This window comes from Vibrio sp. Vb1018, from assembly GCF_033338775.1.
Classification (GTDB): domain Bacteria; phylum Pseudomonadota; class Gammaproteobacteria; order Enterobacterales; family Vibrionaceae; genus Vibrio; species Vibrio alginolyticus.
In genome coordinates this window covers 42645-62919 of record NZ_JAWOTI010000003.1, presented here as the reverse complement: position 1 = coordinate 62919, position 20275 = coordinate 42645, and the positions used below count along the sequence as shown (strand labels likewise).

Sequence of the window (20275 nt, the reverse complement as noted above, 5' to 3'; positions counted from 1 at the left end):
TGTATCTTCAATCTAAATTAGAGAGAGATAAAAATGCCCGCTAAGCACGCACTCATCAGGTTAGCGAGTGTACCAGCAGCAACCGCTTTTAGGCCTAGACTTGCAACATCTTTGCGGCGCTCAGGTGCCATCACGCCGATAGAACCCAACTGAATCGCAATTGAGCCAATGTTCGCAAAACCACACAACGCAAAAGTGATAATAATTTGAGTATGCTCAGACAGTGTCGCTTTGTGCTGCACAAAATCGATAAACGCAACAAACTCATTCATCACCACTTTCTGACCAATGTATGAACCCGCAGCTAGAATTTCGTGGCTTGGCACACCAATCAACCACGCTAGAGGTGCAAACAAATAACCAAAAATCGCTTGTAGCGTTACGCCAGAGAAACCAAGTATCTCGCCCAAGTTTTCTAGCCCCGTGTTCACCATCGCGATAACACTCACGAAAGCGATAAGCATGGTACCAACAGCAACGGCAACTTTCATACCGCCCATGGCACCGCTTGCTAGCGCATCAATAACGTTACTTTCTTCTGATTTATCTAGCTCAATATTGTTGTAATCGCTTGGCGTTTGACGCTCAGGAACGATGATTTTTGCCATCATCAAACTACCTGGTGCTGCCATAAAGCTTGCCGCGATCAAGTATTTGAGGTCGACACCCAAACCAGCATAACCACCAAGCACACTGCCCGCCACTGAAGCCATACCACCAGCCATCACGGCAAACAGTTCAGAGCGAGTCATGTTAGAAAGAAATGGACGAATAAGAAGTGGTGACTCGCCTTGAGATAAGAAAATGTTCCCTGTTGCAACCAAAGACTCTGCTTTACTCGTACCCAAGAACTTCTGGATAGCGCCGCCAATAAATTGAATCACTTTTTGCATAATGCCCAAATAGTAAAGGGCGGAGATAAGAGCACTGAAGAAGATGATGATAGGAAGGACACGGATAGCGAAGATAAAGCCAGAAGAAGCGAGGTCACCAAAGAGGAATTTAATCCCTTCATCAGCAAAGCTGAGTAGCCCCGCGACACCATTACTTAAACTCGCCAGCGCCGCTTGACCCAACGGGAAATAGAGCACCAGAGCAGCAAACCCCATTTGTAGCATCAAGGCGCGAGATACAGTTTTCCAATTAATGGAAGAACGACCCTCAGAAAGTAGGAAAGCACAACCTAGCAGTGCAACAATACCAAATAGACTAAATAGAACACTCATGAGCTGGACCTACTAAACGTTGAAAAAGAAAAAAGAGCCAAAGGAATTGGCAGAAGAAAGGGACAACGCAGCGAGTGATAACTCACTTTTAGATCCAGAATGTAGACAGAACGAATAGTTCGACATCTTATTTTTACCTTATACAAGCAATTGAACGTAGCTGGTCCGGTCCGTGGGGTCATTCACTGCTGGCGAGCATGTTGCTTGGCCTGCTCCATGTGACGGCTTGTATGGGTAAGGGTCCTGAACAACTAAACCCTAATTCCCGCTTAAACGGGACGCAAGTATAACCAACAAAAAGAGATATTCATCACATTTATTTACGCAAACGTTCAAGCGTTCAAAATTTAGGCAAAAGTACTCTTTTGTCGCCATACCATTAATAAAAGTAAGGGCATAAGGATAGGCGTTGATGGTAAAAAACATAAAAGTGACCAATAAATATGCAATCAAACTCGAAAGAGCCAAAATTCGTCATTTTGCTCTCGCCAACAGGTGGATTTTGGTTATAATTCGCGTTGCTTCTTTCGAGGCCTCTGAGTATTCAGAGCATCATGATGCCGAGATGGTGAAATTGGTAGACACGCTAGCATGAGGTGCTAGTGCCTTTGGTGTGAGGGTTCGAGTCCCTCTCTCGGCACCATTATCCTTCTTCCCTAATTTTGTTCGAGTGTAATGCAAAGTTCTAAGCAGGCAAGACAGTCTACAGATGCTAACCAACTTCTGAGTGAGCTTGCGGTTCACGCTTTATTACACCTGCACTTTAAAATTCACGCGTCCTCGCATGGCCTCTCCCTTAAAGAACGTAATGACTTACTTCAGAAATGGCTGAAACCAAAACTGAAGAGTAATCGCTATAAGCTGATTAAAAAGCCGTTAAAATCTTTGACTCAGCAGGCAAAAGGTGAGAACGGAAATCTGGAAGCATTACTCGAGCGCTGCGTCGGTGCAGACAAACCCAGCAACCCTCAACCCGATCTAGATAGCTACTTGCTGCTGATCAACGAGATTGAGAAGAAACTGGGGACTACCGTGTTATTATCTCGACCGGAAGACGTCGACTTATCTCACGACCAACACGGCTGTTTGCTGTGTGTGCTTTCTGAGAACTTAAATCAGCACTTCGATGATAATAACGCCCTAATCGCTCCTATTTCGATGCTGTTCCGCGGACCAATGAGTCAACGTTCACTTTTTCTTGGCAGCATTTACGCCAGTGGTACCTTCAATTATGAAGTGCAGTATCAAGACGACCAGTTCGTTCGCATCACATTAGAGTTGGCGTAAGTGTAACGCTAAGAAATAAACGAATCGAAAAAGGCCGCGAAACTCGCGGCCTTTTGCTTATCTAGATTTAAACTTGAGTTAATCGATCTCTTTAAATCGAGCAGTAAAGTGGCGCAGCACTGGTGGCTCGTACTCGAAAGTGAGCCCTTTTAACTCATGTGCACGATTTTTCAGTTCGATAATCGCATCCGCAATGTAATCCATATGATCGTTTGTGTAGACACGACGTGGAATGGTCAAACGCATCAACTCAAGCTCTGACACTTTTTGTTTACCCGTTTCCGGATCTCTACCAAGCAGCAACGATCCTATCTCTACTGCTCGAATACCCGCTTCCAAGTACAAAGCATTACACAATACCTGCGCAGGAAACTGATCCGCTGGAATATGTGGCAAAATCTTAGCGGCATCCACAAACACCGCATGACCACCCGTTGGGTATTGAATCGGAATACCGCCTTCACGTAAGCGCTCACCTAAGTATTGAACTTGGCTAATTCTATAGTGAAGAAAATCCTCATCCGCGGCTTCATACAAACCGCGAGCGAGCGCTTCCATATCACGCCCAGCCATGCCGCCGTATGTTACAAATCCTTCCATGGGTACGCAGCGCGTCTGCACCGCCTGGAACAACTCCTTATGATCACGAATACAACACATGCCACCAATGTTTACCATCGGGTCTTTCTTAGCTGACATGGTGAGCATATCACCGTACTGGTACATCTCACGGATGATTTCCAGAATCGATTTATTCTCGTAACCCGCTTCACGCTGCTTGATAAAGTAGGCGTTCTCACAGTAACGAGCCGAGTCAATCACCACTGGAATATCGTACTTGGTTGCAATCTCGTACACACTGCGCATGTTTTCCATCGACACAGGCTGACCACCGGAGCTATTACAAGTAATCGTGGTGATAATTGCACAGATGTTATGCGAACCGTGCGCTTCAATTGTTGCCACCAGCTTATCGATATCAAAATTGCCCTTCCAATCATAAGGCGTAGTGGTGTCGAATGCTTCTTCCGTTACCATGTTAATCGCTTTACCGCCATTGAGTTCAATGTGACCCGCTGTGGTATCAAAATGGTAGTTCGAGATAAATACTGGCGTTTCGCCACCACGCACCTGACGCATACGCTCAATCAAAGCGGGGAACAAAATTTGCTCGGCACCACGCCCTTGGTGTGCAGGCACGGTGAGCTTATAACCGAAGAAGTGCTCCACTGCATCACACAGGTTGTAGTAATTTCGACTCCCCGCATAGGATTCATCCCCCATCATGATACCAGCCCACTGATTATCACTCATGGCACCAGTGCCTGAGTCAGTCAGCAAATCGATATAAACATCATCACTACGAAGAAGAAATGGATTATAGCCCGCTTCTTTTAACGCGACTTCACGGTCTGCCAAAGTCGTCATTTTGATTGGCTCAACCATTTTGATACGGAAAGGTTCTGGAATACGTTTCATTGTTAATTTCCTTATACGCATTGCCCTACGCAGTTTCACGTAAGACTAAAAAACAAATAGATAGAATGCTTTTCAATGCGATTGCATTGAGGAAATCAACGAGAAGAGATTTTACTAAGAAGAGACAAGCAGTAGTCTAGGTTATACCAGAACGACAGCACCAAACGGCTATCGAGAATATCCTTTATTCTCATCGTCTTCGTCCTCCTGATAAAAATAAAAAGTCAGAAACCCCATGTCTCTGACCTTTTCAATATAGTGCAGTTTTCAATCAATTTTCAGTGAGGTCACCCTCATTTTAAGAAGGTCTCGCCCTTTTCATTCTGCGTTTGATATTACTTTCTTTGACTAGGTAATCGAAAAGTGGCGCGAATAAGTTAGCAAATAGAATCGCTAACATGATACCTTCTGGATAAGCCGGGTTCAGCACTCGGATAAAAATCGTCATCACGCCGATTAATAGTCCGTATGCCCATTTCCCGTTATTGGTAAAAGCTGCCGAGACAGGGTCTGTCGCCATAAAGAAGGTACCAAACGCAACCCCACCAATCACGAAGTGCCAGTAGAACGGCATGGAGAACATGGGGTTAGAGTCTGAATCGATCGCATTCAATAGTAGTGAAGCTCCGATTAAACCGACCAACACGCCCGCAACAATTCTCCACGATGCAATCTTCATAAAGATGAGAACCAAGCCTGTTAGTGCGATCAACAACGTGGAGACTTCACCCATCGAGCCTGGTAAATTACCAACAAAAGCATCTCCCCATGAAATTGTTTGTCCTGTCATATTATTTATCAAAGCACTTTGCCCGCCTTCATACCATTGACTAAGTGGAGTAGCGCCAGAGTAACCATCAGCCGCGACCCACACAGCACCACCGGACATGTTGGCAGGATAGGCAAAGTATAAGAACGCTCGCCCTGCTAAAGCTGGATTTAGGAAGTTTCGTCCAGTACCACCGAAAATCTCCTTCGCCACAACAATACCGAAAGTGATACCTAAAGCCGCTTGCCATAGTGGAATTGTCGGAGGAAGGATCAGCGCAAAGAGTATAGAGCTGACAAAAAAACCTTCATTCACCTCATGCTTTCGCACAATAGCAAACAGAACTTCCCAGAAACCACCAACGATAAACACCGTAGCATAAACCGGAATAAAGTAAGTGGCGCCAAGCCACATTTTACTTGCCCACCCCGCCTGTGAAACCGCATCTAACGAGCCCCATACCCAACTCAGTTGCCACGAAGAGGCCAGCGCTTGCTGAGCTGAGGCTTGATCCATTCCATACAACAAAGCATCGCTGGACTGCTGACCTATGTTGTACATACCCCAGAACATGGCAGGGAAGACCGCCAGCCACACCATGATCATAATACGTTTTAAATCGATGCTATCTCGAACGTGAGTCATGCCCTGGTTAACCTTACCAGGCGTGTAAAAAATGGTTTCGACAGCTTCGAACAATGGATAGAACTTGTGATACTTCCCACCTGGGCCAAACTTAGGTGTCGCTTTCTCAAAGTAGTGTTTAAGGCTCATAACAACTCCTCCTTTGTTTAAAAGATGGTACGCACTGCCGTAAAAAGCGATCGTTTTTTAATCTCTTAGCCTTCCTTCTTCGTATTCCATTTTGTTCGTCGCTCTTCCCTCATCTCTTCTAATTCGGCGAACTGTTAATTCGAAACTTAAAAGGGAATGCCCATGGATACACTCGCCATCGATTTAGCCAGATTCCAATTTGCCTTTACTGTCTCTTTCCACATCATTTTTCCAGCGTTTACGATTGGTTTGGCAAGTTACCTCGCCGTGTTAGAGGGCTTGTACTTAAAAACGGGCAACAAACAGTACATGCAGATATATAAATACTGGCTCAAAATCTTTGCCATCAGTTTTGGTATGGGTGTGGTAAGTGGCATCGTGTTGAGCTATCAATTCGGGACCAACTGGAGCGTATTTGCCGACAAAACAGGCCCAGTCTTAGGCCCGTTAATGGGATATGAAGTTTTCACTGCGTTTTTCCTCGAAGCGGGGTTTTTAGGCGTGATGCTCTTCGGTATGGATAAGGTAGGCAAGAAGCTTCACTTCACAGCGACTTGTATTGTTGCATTCGGGACGTTTTTGTCTGCGTTTTGGATACTTTCGGTCAATAGCTGGATGCAAACACCAACGGGCTACAGTATCAACGAAGCCGGACAGTTTATCCCAGAAGATTGGTGGGCGATTGTCTTCAACCCTTCCTTCCCTTATCGGCTCGTTCATATGTTGCTCGCCGCTTACCTCACTACCGCCTTTGTTGTAGCGGGCGTTGCCGCTTATCACTTACTAAAAGCAAACCATAATCCACTAGCCAGAATTATGTTCTCGATGGCAATGTGGATGGCAGCCATCGTGACACCAATTCAAATCGTTGCTGGAGACATGCATGGATTGAACACCCTTGAACATCAACCCGCCAAAGTCGCCGCGATGGAAGGGCACTATGAGTCTCACCAAGGCGCGCCATTGATCCTCTTCGGTATCCCTAACGATGAAGAAAAACGTATGGAATACGCACTGGAAATCCCCAAACTCGGTAGTTTGATTTTAACTCATGACCTCAACGGTGAAGTGAAGGGATTAGATGCTTTTCCAGAGGAGGAACACCCTCCTGTCTCTATCGTTTTCTGGTCTTTCCGAGTCATGGTCGCGCTTGGTTTTGGCATGCTTGTTATTGGTTTGTGGAGCCTTTGGCTAAGAAAACGTCGCAAACTTTTTGATTCGAGGGCACTTCAACGTATTTGTGTGCTGTTTGCCCCAGCGGGGTTCATTGCAGTTTTAGCAGGCTGGATAACTACCGAAGTCGGTCGACAGCCTTACACCGTATACGGTCTTTTAACCACAGCCAATTCGGCATCGCCTATTGATGCCGCCGCGGTGAGCGTCTCCCTGACGGCGTTCATCGTGGTTTACTTTGTGGTTTTTGGAGCTGGCTTCTTCTATCTCCTACGTTTGATGCGCAAGTCTCCAACTCGATATGAAGAAGGTCTAGATAGCCGACTTCCTGATGGCACGAAAACCGATGCCATCACACACTCTAACCATCTAACCTAGGAGCTTACTCATGGATTACGCATTAATTTGGTACGCTTTGATTGGGCTCGCTGTTCTGATTTATATCGTGTTAGATGGCTTTGATCTCGGTATTGGTATCCTATTTCTCAGCGCTAATGACGATGAAGAGCGCGACATGATGATGAACAGCATCGCTCCTGTTTGGGATGGGAATGAAACTTGGCTAGTTCTTGGCGGAGGTGGGCTTTTTGCCGTGTTCCCCCTCGCCTACGCGGTCATTATGCCAGCACTCTATGCTCCCCTGATTTTAATGCTGCTCGGGTTAATTCTGCGCGGGGTTTCTTTTGAGTATCGCTTCCGAACACAACGCGGAAAGTTTTTATGGGATAGCGCTTTTTTCATTGGTTCACTCACCGCGGCATTGATGCAAGGCATTATGCTCGGAACCCTGCTCCAAGGTATAGAGGTTAGTGAACGAGCATACGCAGGTGGATGGTTTGATTGGCTTTCACCATTTAGCGTATTTTGTGGCCTGGCGCTTGTTTGTGCTTATATTCTGCTCGGTTCATGCTGGTTATTAATCAAGCTTCCAGAAGAGCTGATGGGGCGCTATTACGTGGTCGCGCGACGATGGGGACTAGCGATGGTAGCCTGTATATTCATCGCCAGTTTGTGGCTGCCATTGAGCCAAAATATCGTCTTTGAACGTTGGTTCTCATTACCAAACTCGCTACTGTTTTTCATTTTACCAATTATTGCTGCGGCACTTATTTGGCAGCTATTCAAAGCCTTACTCGATCACAAAGCCGTCCGAGCCTACGTTCTTGCGATCGGCCTGTTTCTTTTGTCCGCGATGGGTTTCGGTGTCAGTACATTCCCTTACTTGGTCCCATTCGCACTCACTTATCAAGACGTCGCCGCGCCAGATAAGAGTTTGGCATTTTTACTTGCCGGTGCGGTGGTATTACTTCCTCTGATCATAGCCTACACGGCTTATTCGTACTGGGTTTTCCGCGGCAAGATGAAACGTGGAGAAGGATATCACTGATGAAACTAAAACCCATTTTGTGGTTCATTGGCATTTGGCTGGCAAGCGTGGTCGCCTTGTTTATCATCAGTTCGTTGATACGAACTGCGATATTGTAGGCCCAGAGTCTACTGCACCACATCTGAAGCCATTGAGGTCTATACTCAAGCAAGAGTAAAACAACGGAGTGTTTTTATGACCTTAAAGCGGTTTCTGGTAACTTTGATTCCTTTGACGGTTCCACTGTTTTCACCAAATGCATTGGCCGTAGACAAGCAGATGTCATCCGCCATGAAAAGTAAAATGCGGTCTATTTGCTCCGCAACAAACGAACAGAGCCATTGGCAACTTGCTGAGGCAACTCCTGACGCCAGACGTTCACTTAACATGGTGCTTTATCAAATGAATGCCGATGATAAATTGAAAGCAATTCATGAGGTGAGAACGAAAATGGTCGGCGGCACCCATTATGCTTTTGAGTTCGAGTTGCAAGATGGTCAAGTCTGGAATGCAATTGTATTGCACAGTGCCCGAGGCGATTACATGATAGAAAGACACGCAAAGAAAGGCGAACTCTGCCCTAAAGATGGCAACTCCTAAATCCCAGATTCAAATACAATAAAGGCGACCGTTACGTCGCCTTTGTTTTATACCGTTTTCGCCTCTATCTTCTCATTCACTTTATCGCAAATGTACTCTCCAATAGGCATTGCAGATGTCGCTGCGGGAGAGGGCGCGTTGCAAACGTGTAGGCTTCTTGCGCTCTCGGCAAACAGGAAGTCATGAACCAAAGAGCCATCGGATAACACTGCTTGTGCACGAATACCCGCAGGATATGGTTTGAGGTCTTCGACCTTGATGCTTGGGCAGTACTTATTGACCAGTTTGAGATAGCCCGGCTTCCACCACGAGTTCTTGAACTCATCCAATCCGGTTTTTAGATGCTTTTGTGTTACCTTCCAGAAACCGGAGAATCTCAGCATTTGCATGGTATCTTGCAAGCTGAAGTTGACCTTATCGTACCCTTCTCGCTTCCAGCCTTGCACCGCATTTGGACCAACAGTCACACTGCCATCAATCATACGAGTCAGGTGGACGCCCAAGAATGGCAAATCAGGGTCGGGAATTGGGTAAATAAGATGATTCACCACTTGGTCGTGTTTGCTATCTAAGCGGTAGTATTCACCACGATAAGGGATGATCTGAAAGTCAGTTGGAATACCCATCATCTTAGTCATTCGATCCGCCATCAAGCCGCTGCAAGTAACCAAGAACTTAGTATTAAGCTGCATCGTTTGACCGTCTGAAATGCAGGTCAGTTGGACTTCCTCGTCCTTCTCTTCGGCAGCCACCACTTTGGTTCTCAAGCTGATTTGACCGCCGAGCTTTTTGAATTCTTCCGCCATCTGCTCAGTGACCAAACGATAATCGACAATACTGGTGGTTTTGACATAAATCGCGCCCAAGCCTGTGATGTTTGGTTCAGCCAGTTTGAGTTGAACTTCATCGAGTAGCTTTACGTCGATGCCGTTGACATGGCAGCGCTCATAGAGGGCATTCATGCGTTCGACTTCTTGCTCATTAGTGGCAACCAACAACTTGCCACAGTTCTCCACCGGAATATCGTGCTCAGCACAGAACGAAATGGTTCGCTCTACCCCACGCTTACAAAAGTCGGCTTTTAAGCTGCCCGGAGCATAGTACACCCCAGCATGAATCACACCGCTATTGTGTCCGGTTTGGTGCTTGGCAAAACCGGACTCTTTCTCAACCAATAAAATGGATTTGTCTGGGTGACGTTGTTGCAGTTGCCATGCTGTCGATACGCCGACGATACCGCCACCGACAATAATGTAGTCATAGACTGATTTCATACGACCTCTTATAAAACCGATAGTTGAGATTGTTGCAATTTGAACTTGCGACCACTGTAAATGAACACCGCGACAAATACCGCGCAGCTTGCCACACGAACCAACATTGGGATGTCGTGCCAAACCAGCAATGTACCCACCACTACCAACAAGAGACGAGTCAGAATGTTTAGAGGACCTTCCAAGTAGCCTTCAATCGCACCAATCAATGCATAGGTTCCGATGATGGCGAAGAAGCCCACGGTAATTACCGACGTTACATCCCAACTTACTAAGCCTGTGTAGGCAATAAGTAATGGTACAAGATACAAACCCTTAGCGATTTTCCATGCCATCAAACCGGTACGCATTGGCGGTGTTTTTGCAATGGTTGCTGCTGCAAATGCGGTCAAACACACTGGAGGCGTAACGTTGCTGTCTTGCGATAACCAGAAGATGATGAGGTGAGCAGCCAGCAATGCCAAGCCTACCGCTTCCATACCCAAACTTTGCTCTAGTAGGGTTTCCATAAAGTCCGCGGGTACTAGCGCCACCATTTCTTTCGCAGTTTCCAACGCCATTGGTGCATTAAGCAGTTCCAGCTTTTCTGGCGCCGCCAACATGAAGATGGCTTTTGCTTGTTCAGGCAATTGACCCGACACCATCAATTCAAGCAATTGGTTTTCCGCAATCAACTTGTAAAGCGCAGGGGCAGACAGTGTGCCCAATACAATATACGCCGCTGTCACGGGTAAACCCATACCCAAAACAAGAGAAGCGAGCGCAATCAGAACGATCATGATGAACAAGTCACCATTCGCCCAACCGTCGATCATCAGTGAGAACGTGTTGCCGATGCCTGTTGTACTGATCACGTTGATCACCAGACCAATACCCACCAGCAATACGGCAGTTGTCGCCATGTTTTTCGCGCCTTGCGAAAGTGCTTCGATGAGCGCTTTTGGTCCCATCTTGTGATCTTTCGAGAACCAAGACGCCACCACCACTGAGATGATCGACAAGCCCGCAGCGTAAGTCGGTGTAAAACCTTGAACCAACAAAGTAACCAATACCGCCAGCGGGATAAGGTTGTGCCAACCGCTGATCAACACTTTTAATAGAGATTCATCGCTGGTCGTGATTTTTTGAACGCCGCTGCGTTTGGCTTCGATACGCACAAAGAACGCCACAGACAAGAAATAGATAAGAGCAGGAATGAAAGAAACTGCGATGATATCGACATAAGGAATTTGCGTGTAAGACGCCATGATGAAAGCACCCGCCCCCATCACTGGTGGCATCAACTGACCACCTGTCGACGCTGCAGCTTCAACCCCCGCCGCAAAGCGCGAAGGAAAACCTGCTTTTTGCATTAAAGGAATACTGATAACACCGGTGGAAACCGTATTTGCCACACTAGAGCCGGATACTGAGCCCATCAAACCGGAGCCAATCACCGCAATAAAACCGGGACCACCAATGACTTTGCCAGCCGCAGCACGTGCCACATTGATAATGTAATCACCGACACCAGAACGCACAAGAAACGCACCAAACAGAATGAACATGAATACGAAAGTCCAGCTGATGCGCGAGATAGAGCCAAACATGCCCTCAGAAGAATAAAAGCTACGGTAGAGCAAGGTTTCCATGCTCAAACCCGGGAAGTGGAAAATACCTGTCGCCCACTTACCCCAAAGCACAACGTAGCTCAGACACACCACAATCAGCACTGGAATAAACCAACCCATGGTGCGTCGGATAAGCTCAATCACAATCAGGATTGCCATGATGGCGAAGACCCAATCGCTGGTCACGAACTTCACACCACGTTCGTAGAGCGCATCTTCGGCATAGGGAATGTAGAGCAAACACGCGACCGCGCCCATGGCAATTAACACATCGATACCGAGTGCAATCTTACTCTGCTTGAGAGAGATATGAGCCGGATACCAAAGCGCACAAATCACCGCAAAGCCAGCAAAGTGGGTCGCGGAAATCCATAACTCTGGTAACGTCGATAAGGTATTAAACCAAATGTGCAAAGCAGACAACACCACGCCAAACACTGTGATTGTGGTGGTTACCCACGGAAAATCAGTGCGCGTGGGCAGCTCAAATTTCTGCAATTCCTTTTCTATTGAGTCGCTCATCTCATACTCCAAGCTCTGGCGGCTTTTTCCATCTTAGAAATCGGTAGGGATAAAATGCCCCGAGCCAAAACTCGGGGCCAAGTTAGCGTTATTTCGCCATTAGGTCTGATGGGATTTCGATGCCCATTTCTTCGTAGTAACGCGCCGCACCTGGATGAAGAGGCACTGGCAAGCCAGCAATCGCTTTCTCAATCGCCATTGCTTTTGTTGCTTTGTGGATTCCTTGTAGGAAAGGCAGGTTCTCGTAGATCGCTTTGGTTAGCTGGTAAACGTCTTCTTCCGAGATATCTTCACGAACTGCCAAGAAGTTTGGCTGTGCAATGGTGGTGATCGGCTTATCTAGACCCGGGTACGTGTTCGCTGGGATCTCGTACTTCGTCCATAGGTTGTAATTGCCGTTCGCCTCTTTGATTTGTTCGTCAGTAAACGAAAGAATCGAAATGTCTTTACCCAACGCAGCAAAAGCTTGAGTAACCGCACCAACAGGTACACCTGCAGGCGTGTTCATACCGTCAATGGTTCCGTTTTGAAGTGCACTCGCACTACCGCCGTAGCCCATGTAAGCAAGGTTGAATTTATCAGGATCTACTTTCAGACCTTTCATGATTTGGCGACCAGAGTTTTCAGTACCTGAGTTCTTCTTACCGATAGAAAACTTCTTGCCGTCAAGGTTGTTCAGGTCAGTCACTGTGCCAGTTTTTGCTAGGTCAGAACGAACAATAAAGTGCTCAACGTTTTGCCACAGCATAGAGACTGAACGCAGTTGTTCTTGGCGACCGCTTTTCTCATACGGACCTTCGCCAGACCAAGCCCACGCACCGTAAAGACCTTGTAGAATCGCGAACTGTGCTTCGTTTTCGTTCAGCAGTTTGACGTTTTCACCAGAGCCCGCAGAGCTGATTGCAGAAAGGGAGAAGTGGTGCTTTGGTGCCAATTTCACTTTGCTTAACGTCGCCAACGCTACGCCCACAGGGTAGTAAGTACCACCTGTCGATGCCGTTGCAAGAATGTAGCTACGATCTTCTGCCGCAGCGTTAGCAGCAATACCAAAAGAAGTCACAGCGACAGCCAAAGCTTTTACCAGCTTATTCATTTTCATTATTACTCTCCGTGTAGTCGTTTCACGATTGGGGATTTACATCATGTTAAATCTTTATTAACAACAAATTCCCTAGAGCAATTGAAATGCCAACTTTTAACCCTTTGTATTTATTGAACTAAGTGCTGAAAGACATCAAAAATGAGCAAAATTCTGCTGATTTGATAGCAAAGTAATGAGCAAGATCTTGCTCATTGAAGAGAAGAAGGTTGTGCGCCTAGATCGCAAAAGGTTAATAAAATGTGATCAAGACAAAACAAATGCACGATTCACTAATAAGCAATATTTTGCCGATGCAATTTTGGATTGAACTGCAACTAATGAGCGTCTTAACAATAAGAAGAAAAAGCGCATCATTCTAAACTGCTCACTTTATCAGCGGAGGTTTATAGCCTAAACGACTACAAATAGCACAAAAATACAGCAAAACAAGCCATGTTACAGAAATGAAAAGTCATTTATTCTAATTTTGAATTTAAAAAGCAGTTCGATCCACCAGTTCAGAAACAAACATTGACCGTATCAACTTATTTTCTACTTCGGGGTTGTGCCAATAGCCCTATGTTCGTTAGGGTAACAACACACCAAGGCAAACGTATTCCTTGGTATTTTTTCGTCATTAAGGATCACCCATGTCAGCAACTGCGCAATTACAATTCGCTTTAAAACGCCCATCTGGCGTTGCTGCTGCGATCCTCCTGCTCTCTCTGAAACTGATTCAGAGCTGACAGGCTATATCTAAACTTTCTGTCAGCTTGAGAAGAAGCTGACGGGAACACCACATACTCCTCCCATTCCTTTCAGTTTCTTCCAAGCGAAACATAAGAGGAATAACAATGTTAAGCGCACGCAATATCGCCGCTTTGGGCTTCATGACTTTCGCCATGTACTTAGGCGCGGGTAACCTAATCTTCCCTCCATTTTTGGGTTACCAAGCAGGTGAAAACTTTCTGAGCGGGATGTCTGGCTTCCTCTTAACGGGCGTAGGCCTGCCTGCAATGGCACTGGTGATGGTGGCTATAGTAAACGGTTCAGACAAACTAACCGCCGCCCTACCTAAACCTTTGGCGACCAGTTTTTGGGTGATGGTATTTATTGTGATTGGTCCTGCGTTCGTGATCCCACGTGCGATTACCGTAGCTTACCAATTTAGCTTTGCACCAATGTTTGGTGATGCCGCTTTGATACCTTTCACAATTGCTTTCTGTGTTACCACCATTTTGTTTGCGCTATACCCGGGCAAATTGGTCGACAACCTAGGCAAGATCTTAACCCCAGCATTGATGGCTATCTTAATCATCATGTCTGTGACGGCTTTGATTTCTCCTGCAGGTGAGCTAACTGCCGCAACAGGACCATACGTATCTGGCGCATTTGCTGAAGGCTTGACCCAAGGCTACATGACCATGGATGCGCTAGGTTCTATCGGTTTTGGTTGGATTATCTTCCGCGCGATTCGTAGCATGGGTGTGGATTGTCCGAAAGCCACTGCAAAATACACGCTGATCGCAGCTTTGATGTACGCGGTTGCTATGGCATTTGTCTACATCTCATTGGCTTACATTGGTTCGACAAGCTCATACTTGGGTTCTGAGTTCAGTAATGGCGGCGACATCTTAACGGCATTCACCTTCAGCCACTTCGGCGCATTTGGCTCACTATTACTAGGTGCCGTGATGGTATTGGCGTGTTTGACTACTGCTATCGGCGTAACCACCGCAGGCAGTGAGTTCTACGACAACACTTTCAGCAAAGTGAACTACAAAGGCTGCGTTATCACGACCATGGTATTGGCTGGTTTGATCGCCAACGTAGGTCTAGAGCAACTATTGGCTATCACATTGCCAGCGGTTGTGGCGCTTCACCCAGTAGCGATTGCGTTGATGATCATGGCACCGGTTCGCAACAAGATGTCGCAAATCATGGTCGTCGCGACGGCGTTCACTGCTCTAACGTTTGGTTGTGTTGATGCGCTGCACATCCTAGGTTACATGCCAAATTCCACTGATGAGTGGATGGGTAATTACATGCCTCTGTACAATGACTTTGCTAGCTGGATTGTGCCTAGCGTATTTATGATGATTGTTGGTCTGCTGTTTACGACGAAAACCAACCAAACCGAACAATTCGAGCTGGTGAATGAATAGCCGTTTAACATAAGACATCGCTCAATAAGTGCGTTACTATGTAGCTCGCTTATTGATATCAGGCAAAGGAGTTGCCTGAATGAAAGATTGATATGGGTCGCCTATGGATAATCAGTATCTAGACATCAGAACACTGAACTTTATCGTTATTCTGTTCTCTTGCATTTACTCTATTAGTCTGCTTTGTTATCAATACACTCAGGGTAGAGTCAAAGGCTTAAAAACCTTCTCGATATCACTACTGTTTATTGGTTTAGGCCCTTTTTTACTTGGCTTTAGAGGCTCTGCGCCAGACTGGCTGACCATCGTCATAGCCAACACTCTCATATTAGTCGGCTTCTTGCTTACGCTATATAGCGTAAGCATTTTTCGTCAATACCCTTTAAAATTGGCTCACTGTCTCACCTTGTTAACACCTGTTTTCAGTGGTTCATTTTACTATTTCACCTTCCATGATCCTTCTATCAAAAGCCGTATTATTTATCTGAGCATGTATATTTGTATCGTCACCTTCTTTAGTGGTGTCGCTATGCTTAAAGGTACCCAAAAGGACTTAAAGCTCCCTGTTAAAGCAATGGCTTACTCTTTCTTTGGATTTAGTTTTTTTATGGGATTTAGGGCGCTTTGGAGTACTTTTTCAGGTGAGTTACCAAGCTTTATGGTCGCAGGCCTTATCCATCAGCTGACGTTCTTATTTAGCATCTGCCTGATCGTTGCTTTGAGCTTTAGTATGCTGTGGTTAATTAACGGACGCTTGGTGCAATCCATTAATGATCTCTCTCATTTAGATGCACTCACAGGGCTATATAATCGTCGAGCCATGGAAGAAATCGTTCCAAACTTGGTTAGTAAAGCACATAAAAAAAGCCAAGCAATCAGCATTATTATGACTGATGTCGACAAGTTCAAAGCGATTAATGATCACTATGGTCACACGGTTGGCGACTCCGTCATGGCAACGATCTCCACTATTTTTAAAAAGCATCTTCCTGAGTCCGCCTGCATTGTGCGATTTGGTGGTGACGAGTTCATGATTGTTTTGCTCGAAAAAGCACAGCAAGCCAAAATTGTCGCAGAGCAAATTCGCCTTGCGGTCGAAACTGAAACCGCTTTGCAATCATTTAAAACTGAAGTGACCATGAGCTTTGGTATCAGTCAGTTATCTGAGGGGCAATCACTTCAAGAGGCGCTTGCTGAAGCAGACGAAGCGCTATATAGCTCTAAACATACAGGAAGGAACCTCGTTACCTTGTTTGGAGAAGGGAAAGACCTAAATTATAAGTTTGTCCCAGCTCCTGCCAAAAGCGCATAACATGTTTGTTATGCCAATGATTTTACATTAGCTAGAAATCGCACTAAGTATAGTCGGAGCGATTCAAACCAAACTTCTGCATCTTTTGGTTAAGGGTTCGACGTGGTAAATCCAACTCCTGCATCACCTCATTGATGCGTCCATGATGCCTGACTAAAGAATCATGTAGCACCTTACGTTCAAAGTTATGTAGCTGAATCGCCAACGGCACGCCCGCATGCGTCTCTTCAGTTGTTGAGGATGGTCGACTGGAGAGAATTTCCATCACGGAGACGGTTTCATCCAATGCAAAACGCATCGCGACATTCCTTAGCTCACGCACGTTACCGGGCCAAGCGTAAGCAAGAATGGCTTTTCTATCAGCTTCACTCAGCGGACGACTCTCAGGGTTACTTTTCAGAGCAAAGTGTTCGAACAAGATCAACGCGTCTTCTTCTCGCTCACGTAGCGGTGGCAAATAGATCTGCGCCACATTAAGACGATAGTACAAATCCTGACGAAACTCGTCATGATCATTGAGATCTTCTTTCGCGGCGGCGATCACTCTCAAATCAACCGAGATCTGCTGATTACCCCCAACGCGCTCAACCGTATGTTCCTGCAATGAACGCAACACTTTCACCTGCATAGACAGCGGCATACTCTCGATTTCATCAAAGAATAAAGTGCCTTTATCCGCGTATTCCAACTTACCAATGCGCTTTTTACCCGCTCCGGTAAATGCCCCTGCTTCATGCCCAAACAGCTCACTTTCAAACAGATTCTCAGGAATTGCACCACAGTTGATTGGCACAAAATGATGGGTTCTGCGTTGGCTTTCATTGTGCAAACTGGTCGCCACCAGCTCTTTACCACAACCTGTTTCGCCGTAAATGATCACGTTAGTATCAATGCGTGCTAACTTGGCTACTTGTTCTCTAAGCTGTTGCATCACTCGGCTTCGCCCAATCAACACCTCTTCTAAGCCGCTAACGCTAGATAGGTACTCTTGGCGATCTTGAGTAGACGTTTGTGCGCGATAGCTCTCGACCGCATCGGTCACTCGTTGGGATAAACGCTCAGGTTGGAAAGGTTTCTCAATAAAATCGAACGCACCGTTTTGTAACGCCCCTACTGCCATATCGACGTCACCATGTCCGGTGATCAAGATAACTGGCGTTGGGATGTGATTAGCAATCAGGCTTTCTAGTATCGACAAGCCGTCGGTGTCCGGCAGGCGAACATCACTGACAATCGCATCAAATTCTTGGCTCAGAATGGCCGCTTTCCCCTCTTCTCCTAAACTGAATACGGTCACGTCGAACCCCGCCAGTTGCAGCCACTGGCTGGTAGCCTGACGAACAATGTCATCGTCTTCGATAAGTGCAATTTTAGGGGTGTCGTCAAAAGCCATGAGTTACTACCGTAGGTGGAATAGAAATCGCTCTTTGCTAACGGTAGCAAAAACCACTGAGGAGAAAAGGAGCTAGATCTCACTTCTTGCTTACAAGTCTTTAACATCCAACCAGTTAGGCGCACTCTTTAATGACTCTCGGTGAGAACGCACTAGCTGAACGGAGTCAGTATGCAGCACAAAAGGAATGGCAAAACGTGGCTTGTGGTCGTAATTGCAGCAGTGCTGATGTTGTCTTGTTATAGCGCCAGCAGAGAGGTGGCTCGTCAGTGGTTGAGTGTACAAACTCAAACCGAAGCTCAACAAAAACTGCTCGACTATATCGGTGAAGTTCGCCGTGCACTCAAACGCTTCTATCACTTGCCTTACCTTGTCACCAATAACCCGGAAACCATCGCATTTGTGAAAGGAAACCGGACTTATTACGAGCCATTGCAAACCCAACTGACTCAGCTAGATAAAGCCGCCAATACGGAAGGTTGGCTAATCCTGTCTAACTCTGGCGAAGTATTGGTATCGAGTTTGATCGAAGAGCGCTTTAGCCTGTCTGACCGAAAAGCCATTGTGGAACAAATTCACAATCAAGGCGGCGGTGTTTCCTTGGTGAACAAAACCAAAGGTTCGAGCCCGTTGTATTACCTTGCAGCTCCTATCTACGACGGTCTGGATATCGCAGGCATTGTGGTGGTGCAGATCAACCTCAGCTTGTTGACCGAACAGACCATTACTAGCCAAGACATCATTACGTTGCAAAATCGCCAGCAACGCTTTTTCCTATCGAGCAGCTCGCTCTATAACGCTGACTGGTTTAACGAACCGAGCAACACCGTTCAGTTAGAAACGCAGCGCTTATACGACAACACCAATATCAGTGTGTGGACGCTCAATCAGCAACGCTATTTTGCGCACACCGTAAAATTGGATGATTTGAATTGGTACGTAAGCTACCTCACCCCTTCTAAGCCGATTCAGCAAACCATCAACGTAATTGGTTGGAGCGTAGCAGCGCTACTCTTATTGGTTATATTACTCGTCATCATTGGTCTACAACGTCGCCAAAAGCACATCAATCAACAGCGAATTCAAGCCCTGTTGGAAGAGTCCCAACGCCGCTTGAAACAGATGATCAATAAAACTCACGTTGGTTTGCTATTGATTGATGAACAAGGACAACTGTTCGATCTCAACCCAATGGCGAAGCGTTTGTTCTGTTTACCAGAAAGCGTCAATCGACACGCTTTTGCTTGGGAATTATTCGACGCAGGCAACCCCAATTCCACCACACTTAAGTTGCTCAAGGACTTGCCTAAGCATAAAGAGCTCGCAGAGATCAGCACGGTCGAAACCATTGCCAGACGCAGCGATGGAAGCGTCTTCCCTGTCCTGTTCTCGCTAACCAGTTTCCCTTGGCATGGCGAGCAGTATTTCCTTGCAACGATCATCGACATCAGCAAGCGGAAAAAAGCCGAACAGTCACTACAACAGGTCAACCAAGAACTGGCACAACGGGTTGAAGAGCGAACTCAAGCGCTAAAAGAAGCGCAAAGCCAGTTAATTGAATCGAGCAAAATGGCAGCCTTGGGGCGCATGTCGAGCGCTATTACTCATGAGCTCAATCAGCCACTGACAGGCTTGCGTACCCTACTCACCACGAACGAACTGCTGGCGGAACGCGGCGAAGCCGAGATGATGAAAGCCAACAATGTTTTGGTGCAAAAGCTGATTGATCGTATGGCAAGCATGACCAGTCAGCTAAAGACGTTCGCCTACAACAAACCAGAAAGCCTACAAGCAATTTCTCTTACCTCCGCACTCGAAGAAACCCTACGCGTTTATCAAACCCAATTAGACAAGGTGGATGTACGTGTTCGAGTTCCTCATGACTTACCTAACATCATGGGTGAAGAACAACGACTGCTTCAGGTGCTCGGTAATCTTGTCTCGAATGCGCTAGACGCAATGAACCGTACCACCCACCCGCAGCTCAGCTTGATCGTCAACCCAACCGGCAATCAGGTCGAACTGATCGTCAGTGATAATGGCTGCGGCGTGTCGGATGAGATGCTTGAGTCGATGTTCGAGCCCTTCCAAACCTCAAAGAAAATTGGTGAAGGATTGGGGCTGGGTTTAGCGATTACGGCCAACAATATGCGTGATATGAACGGACAAATTACCGTGCATAAGAATGAACAAAATGGGCTGACTTTCACTCTATTGTTCAAATCAGCCTAGGTTGATATTGAT

General features: G+C 46.4%; 14 protein-coding genes and 1 tRNA gene. 8 read left to right on the top strand and 7 right to left on the bottom strand.

All coding sequences use genetic code 11. The annotated features are described in order from the left end of the window. Nucleotides 1–17 precede the first annotated feature (17 nt). Nucleotides 18–1226 (bottom strand): NupC/NupG family nucleoside CNT transporter, encoded by a 1209-nt coding sequence (locus R7Z10_RS04950; RefSeq protein ID WP_017635515.1) that lies wholly within the window; start codon nt 1224–1226, stop codon nt 18–20. 559 nt (nt 1227–1785) lie between these two features. On the opposite strand from R7Z10_RS04950, the gene R7Z10_RS04945 reads away from it, so the two are divergent. After that, a tRNA-Leu gene (locus R7Z10_RS04945) sits at nt 1786–1869 on the top strand. Between the two features lie 32 nt (nt 1870–1901). After that, complete coding sequence (locus R7Z10_RS04940; protein ID WP_005374167.1) at nt 1902–2513, top strand: DUF2913 family protein; 612 nt, start codon at nt 1902–1904, stop codon at nt 2511–2513. Nucleotides 2514–2591: 78 nt separating this feature from the next. Here the strand turns inward: R7Z10_RS04940 and R7Z10_RS04935 are convergent, their stop codons facing one another. Further along, the gene (locus R7Z10_RS04935) at nt 2592–3992 is read right to left on the bottom strand and encodes a tryptophanase (RefSeq protein ID WP_318104185.1); all 1401 of its coding nucleotides are present in this window, start codon (nt 3990–3992) and stop codon (nt 2592–2594) included. Between the two features lie 298 nt (nt 3993–4290). Further along, on the bottom strand, nt 4291–5535 hold the full coding sequence (locus tag R7Z10_RS04930; RefSeq protein ID WP_318104182.1) for an NADH:ubiquinone reductase (Na(+)-transporting) subunit B: 1245 nt from the start codon (nt 5533–5535) through the stop codon (nt 4291–4293). Between the two features lie 162 nt (nt 5536–5697). Here R7Z10_RS04930 and R7Z10_RS04925 point away from each other — a divergent pair, with 162 nt between their 5' ends. The 3 genes from R7Z10_RS04925 (at nt 5698) to R7Z10_RS04915 (ending at nt 8674) form a co-directional block, all read left to right on the top strand. Continuing rightward, nucleotides 5698–7086: a cytochrome ubiquinol oxidase subunit I gene (locus R7Z10_RS04925; RefSeq protein WP_115386451.1), complete on the top strand. Its 1389-nt coding sequence runs from the start codon at nt 5698–5700 to the stop codon at nt 7084–7086. A gap of 10 nt (nt 7087–7096) precedes the next feature. Further along, nucleotides 7097–8095, top strand: coding sequence for a cytochrome d ubiquinol oxidase subunit II (gene cydB / locus R7Z10_RS04920; RefSeq protein WP_318104177.1), 999 nt, complete (start codon nt 7097–7099; stop codon nt 8093–8095). Nucleotides 8096–8269: 174 nt separating this feature from the next. Beyond that, nucleotides 8270–8674, top strand: coding sequence for a hypothetical protein (locus R7Z10_RS04915; protein ID WP_054574501.1), 405 nt, complete (start codon nt 8270–8272; stop codon nt 8672–8674). 47 nt (nt 8675–8721) lie between these two features. Here R7Z10_RS04915 and lhgO read toward each other — a convergent pair whose 3' ends face one another. The 3 genes from lhgO to R7Z10_RS04900 form a co-directional block, all read right to left on the bottom strand. After that, nucleotides 8722–9948, bottom strand: a complete 1227-nt coding sequence (lhgO, locus tag R7Z10_RS04910) for an L-2-hydroxyglutarate oxidase (protein ID WP_258614174.1) — start codon at nt 9946–9948, stop codon at nt 8722–8724. An 8-nt stretch (nt 9949–9956) separates the two neighbouring features. Then, complete coding sequence (locus R7Z10_RS04905; RefSeq protein WP_318104168.1) at nt 9957–12080, bottom strand: TRAP transporter permease; 2124 nt, start codon at nt 12078–12080, stop codon at nt 9957–9959. 88 nt (nt 12081–12168) lie between these two features. Then, a complete protein-coding gene (locus tag R7Z10_RS04900; protein WP_158155677.1) occupies nt 12169–13179 on the bottom strand; it encodes a TAXI family TRAP transporter solute-binding subunit in 1011 nt (336 codons plus the stop codon). 836 nt (nt 13180–14015) lie between these two features. Here R7Z10_RS04900 and brnQ point away from each other — a divergent pair. Both brnQ and R7Z10_RS04890 read left to right on the top strand, forming a co-directional pair. Further along, entirely contained in the window at nt 14016–15326 is a 1311-nt protein-coding gene (gene brnQ / locus R7Z10_RS04895; protein WP_248486016.1) for a branched-chain amino acid transport system II carrier protein, read from the top strand. A gap of 103 nt (nt 15327–15429) precedes the next feature. Next, entirely contained in the window at nt 15430–16638 is a 1209-nt protein-coding gene (locus tag R7Z10_RS04890; RefSeq protein WP_005374203.1) for a GGDEF domain-containing protein, read from the top strand. Nucleotides 16639–16681: 43 nt separating this feature from the next. Here the strand turns inward: R7Z10_RS04890 and R7Z10_RS04885 are convergent, their stop codons facing one another. Further along, nucleotides 16682–18031 carry a sigma-54 dependent transcriptional regulator gene (locus R7Z10_RS04885; RefSeq protein ID WP_262688881.1) on the bottom strand — a complete coding sequence of 450 codons (1350 nt, stop codon included), beginning with the start codon at nt 18029–18031 and terminating at the stop codon, nt 16682–16684. Nucleotides 18032–18202: 171 nt separating this feature from the next. Between R7Z10_RS04885 and R7Z10_RS04880 the strand changes: the two genes are divergently transcribed. Then, nucleotides 18203–20263 carry an ATP-binding protein gene (locus tag R7Z10_RS04880; protein ID WP_318104163.1) on the top strand — a complete coding sequence of 687 codons (2061 nt, stop codon included), beginning with the start codon at nt 18203–18205 and terminating at the stop codon, nt 20261–20263. Nucleotides 20264–20275: the final 12 nt, after the last annotated feature.

What these genes read in the sequence shown, in the direction of transcription:
- R7Z10_RS04950 (WP_017635515.1), bottom strand. Translation starts at nt 1,226, where the DNA reads ATGAGTGTTCTATTTAGTCTATTTGGTATTGTTGCACTGCTAGGTTGT.
- R7Z10_RS04940 (WP_005374167.1), top strand. Translation starts at nt 1,902, where the DNA reads ATGCAAAGTTCTAAGCAGGCAAGACAGTCTACAGATGCTAACCAACTT.
- R7Z10_RS04935 (WP_318104185.1), bottom strand. Translation starts at nt 3,992, where the DNA reads ATGAAACGTATTCCAGAACCTTTCCGTATCAAAATGGTTGAGCCAATC.
- R7Z10_RS04930 (WP_318104182.1), bottom strand. Translation starts at nt 5,535, where the DNA reads ATGAGCCTTAAACACTACTTTGAGAAAGCGACACCTAAGTTTGGCCCA.
- R7Z10_RS04925 (WP_115386451.1), top strand. Translation starts at nt 5,698, where the DNA reads ATGGATACACTCGCCATCGATTTAGCCAGATTCCAATTTGCCTTTACT.
- cydB (WP_318104177.1), top strand. Translation starts at nt 7,097, where the DNA reads ATGGATTACGCATTAATTTGGTACGCTTTGATTGGGCTCGCTGTTCTG.
- R7Z10_RS04915 (WP_054574501.1), top strand. Translation starts at nt 8,270, where the DNA reads ATGACCTTAAAGCGGTTTCTGGTAACTTTGATTCCTTTGACGGTTCCA.
- lhgO (WP_258614174.1), bottom strand. Translation starts at nt 9,948, where the DNA reads ATGAAATCAGTCTATGACTACATTATTGTCGGTGGCGGTATCGTCGGC.
- R7Z10_RS04905 (WP_318104168.1), bottom strand. Translation starts at nt 12,080, where the DNA reads ATGAGCGACTCAATAGAAAAGGAATTGCAGAAATTTGAGCTGCCCACG.
- R7Z10_RS04900 (WP_158155677.1), bottom strand. Translation starts at nt 13,179, where the DNA reads ATGAAAATGAATAAGCTGGTAAAAGCTTTGGCTGTCGCTGTGACTTCT.
- brnQ (WP_248486016.1), top strand. Translation starts at nt 14,016, where the DNA reads ATGTTAAGCGCACGCAATATCGCCGCTTTGGGCTTCATGACTTTCGCC.
- R7Z10_RS04890 (WP_005374203.1), top strand. Translation starts at nt 15,430, where the DNA reads ATGGATAATCAGTATCTAGACATCAGAACACTGAACTTTATCGTTATT.
- R7Z10_RS04885 (WP_262688881.1), bottom strand. Translation starts at nt 18,031, where the DNA reads ATGGCTTTTGACGACACCCCTAAAATTGCACTTATCGAAGACGATGAC.
- R7Z10_RS04880 (WP_318104163.1), top strand. Translation starts at nt 18,203, where the DNA reads ATGCAGCACAAAAGGAATGGCAAAACGTGGCTTGTGGTCGTAATTGCA.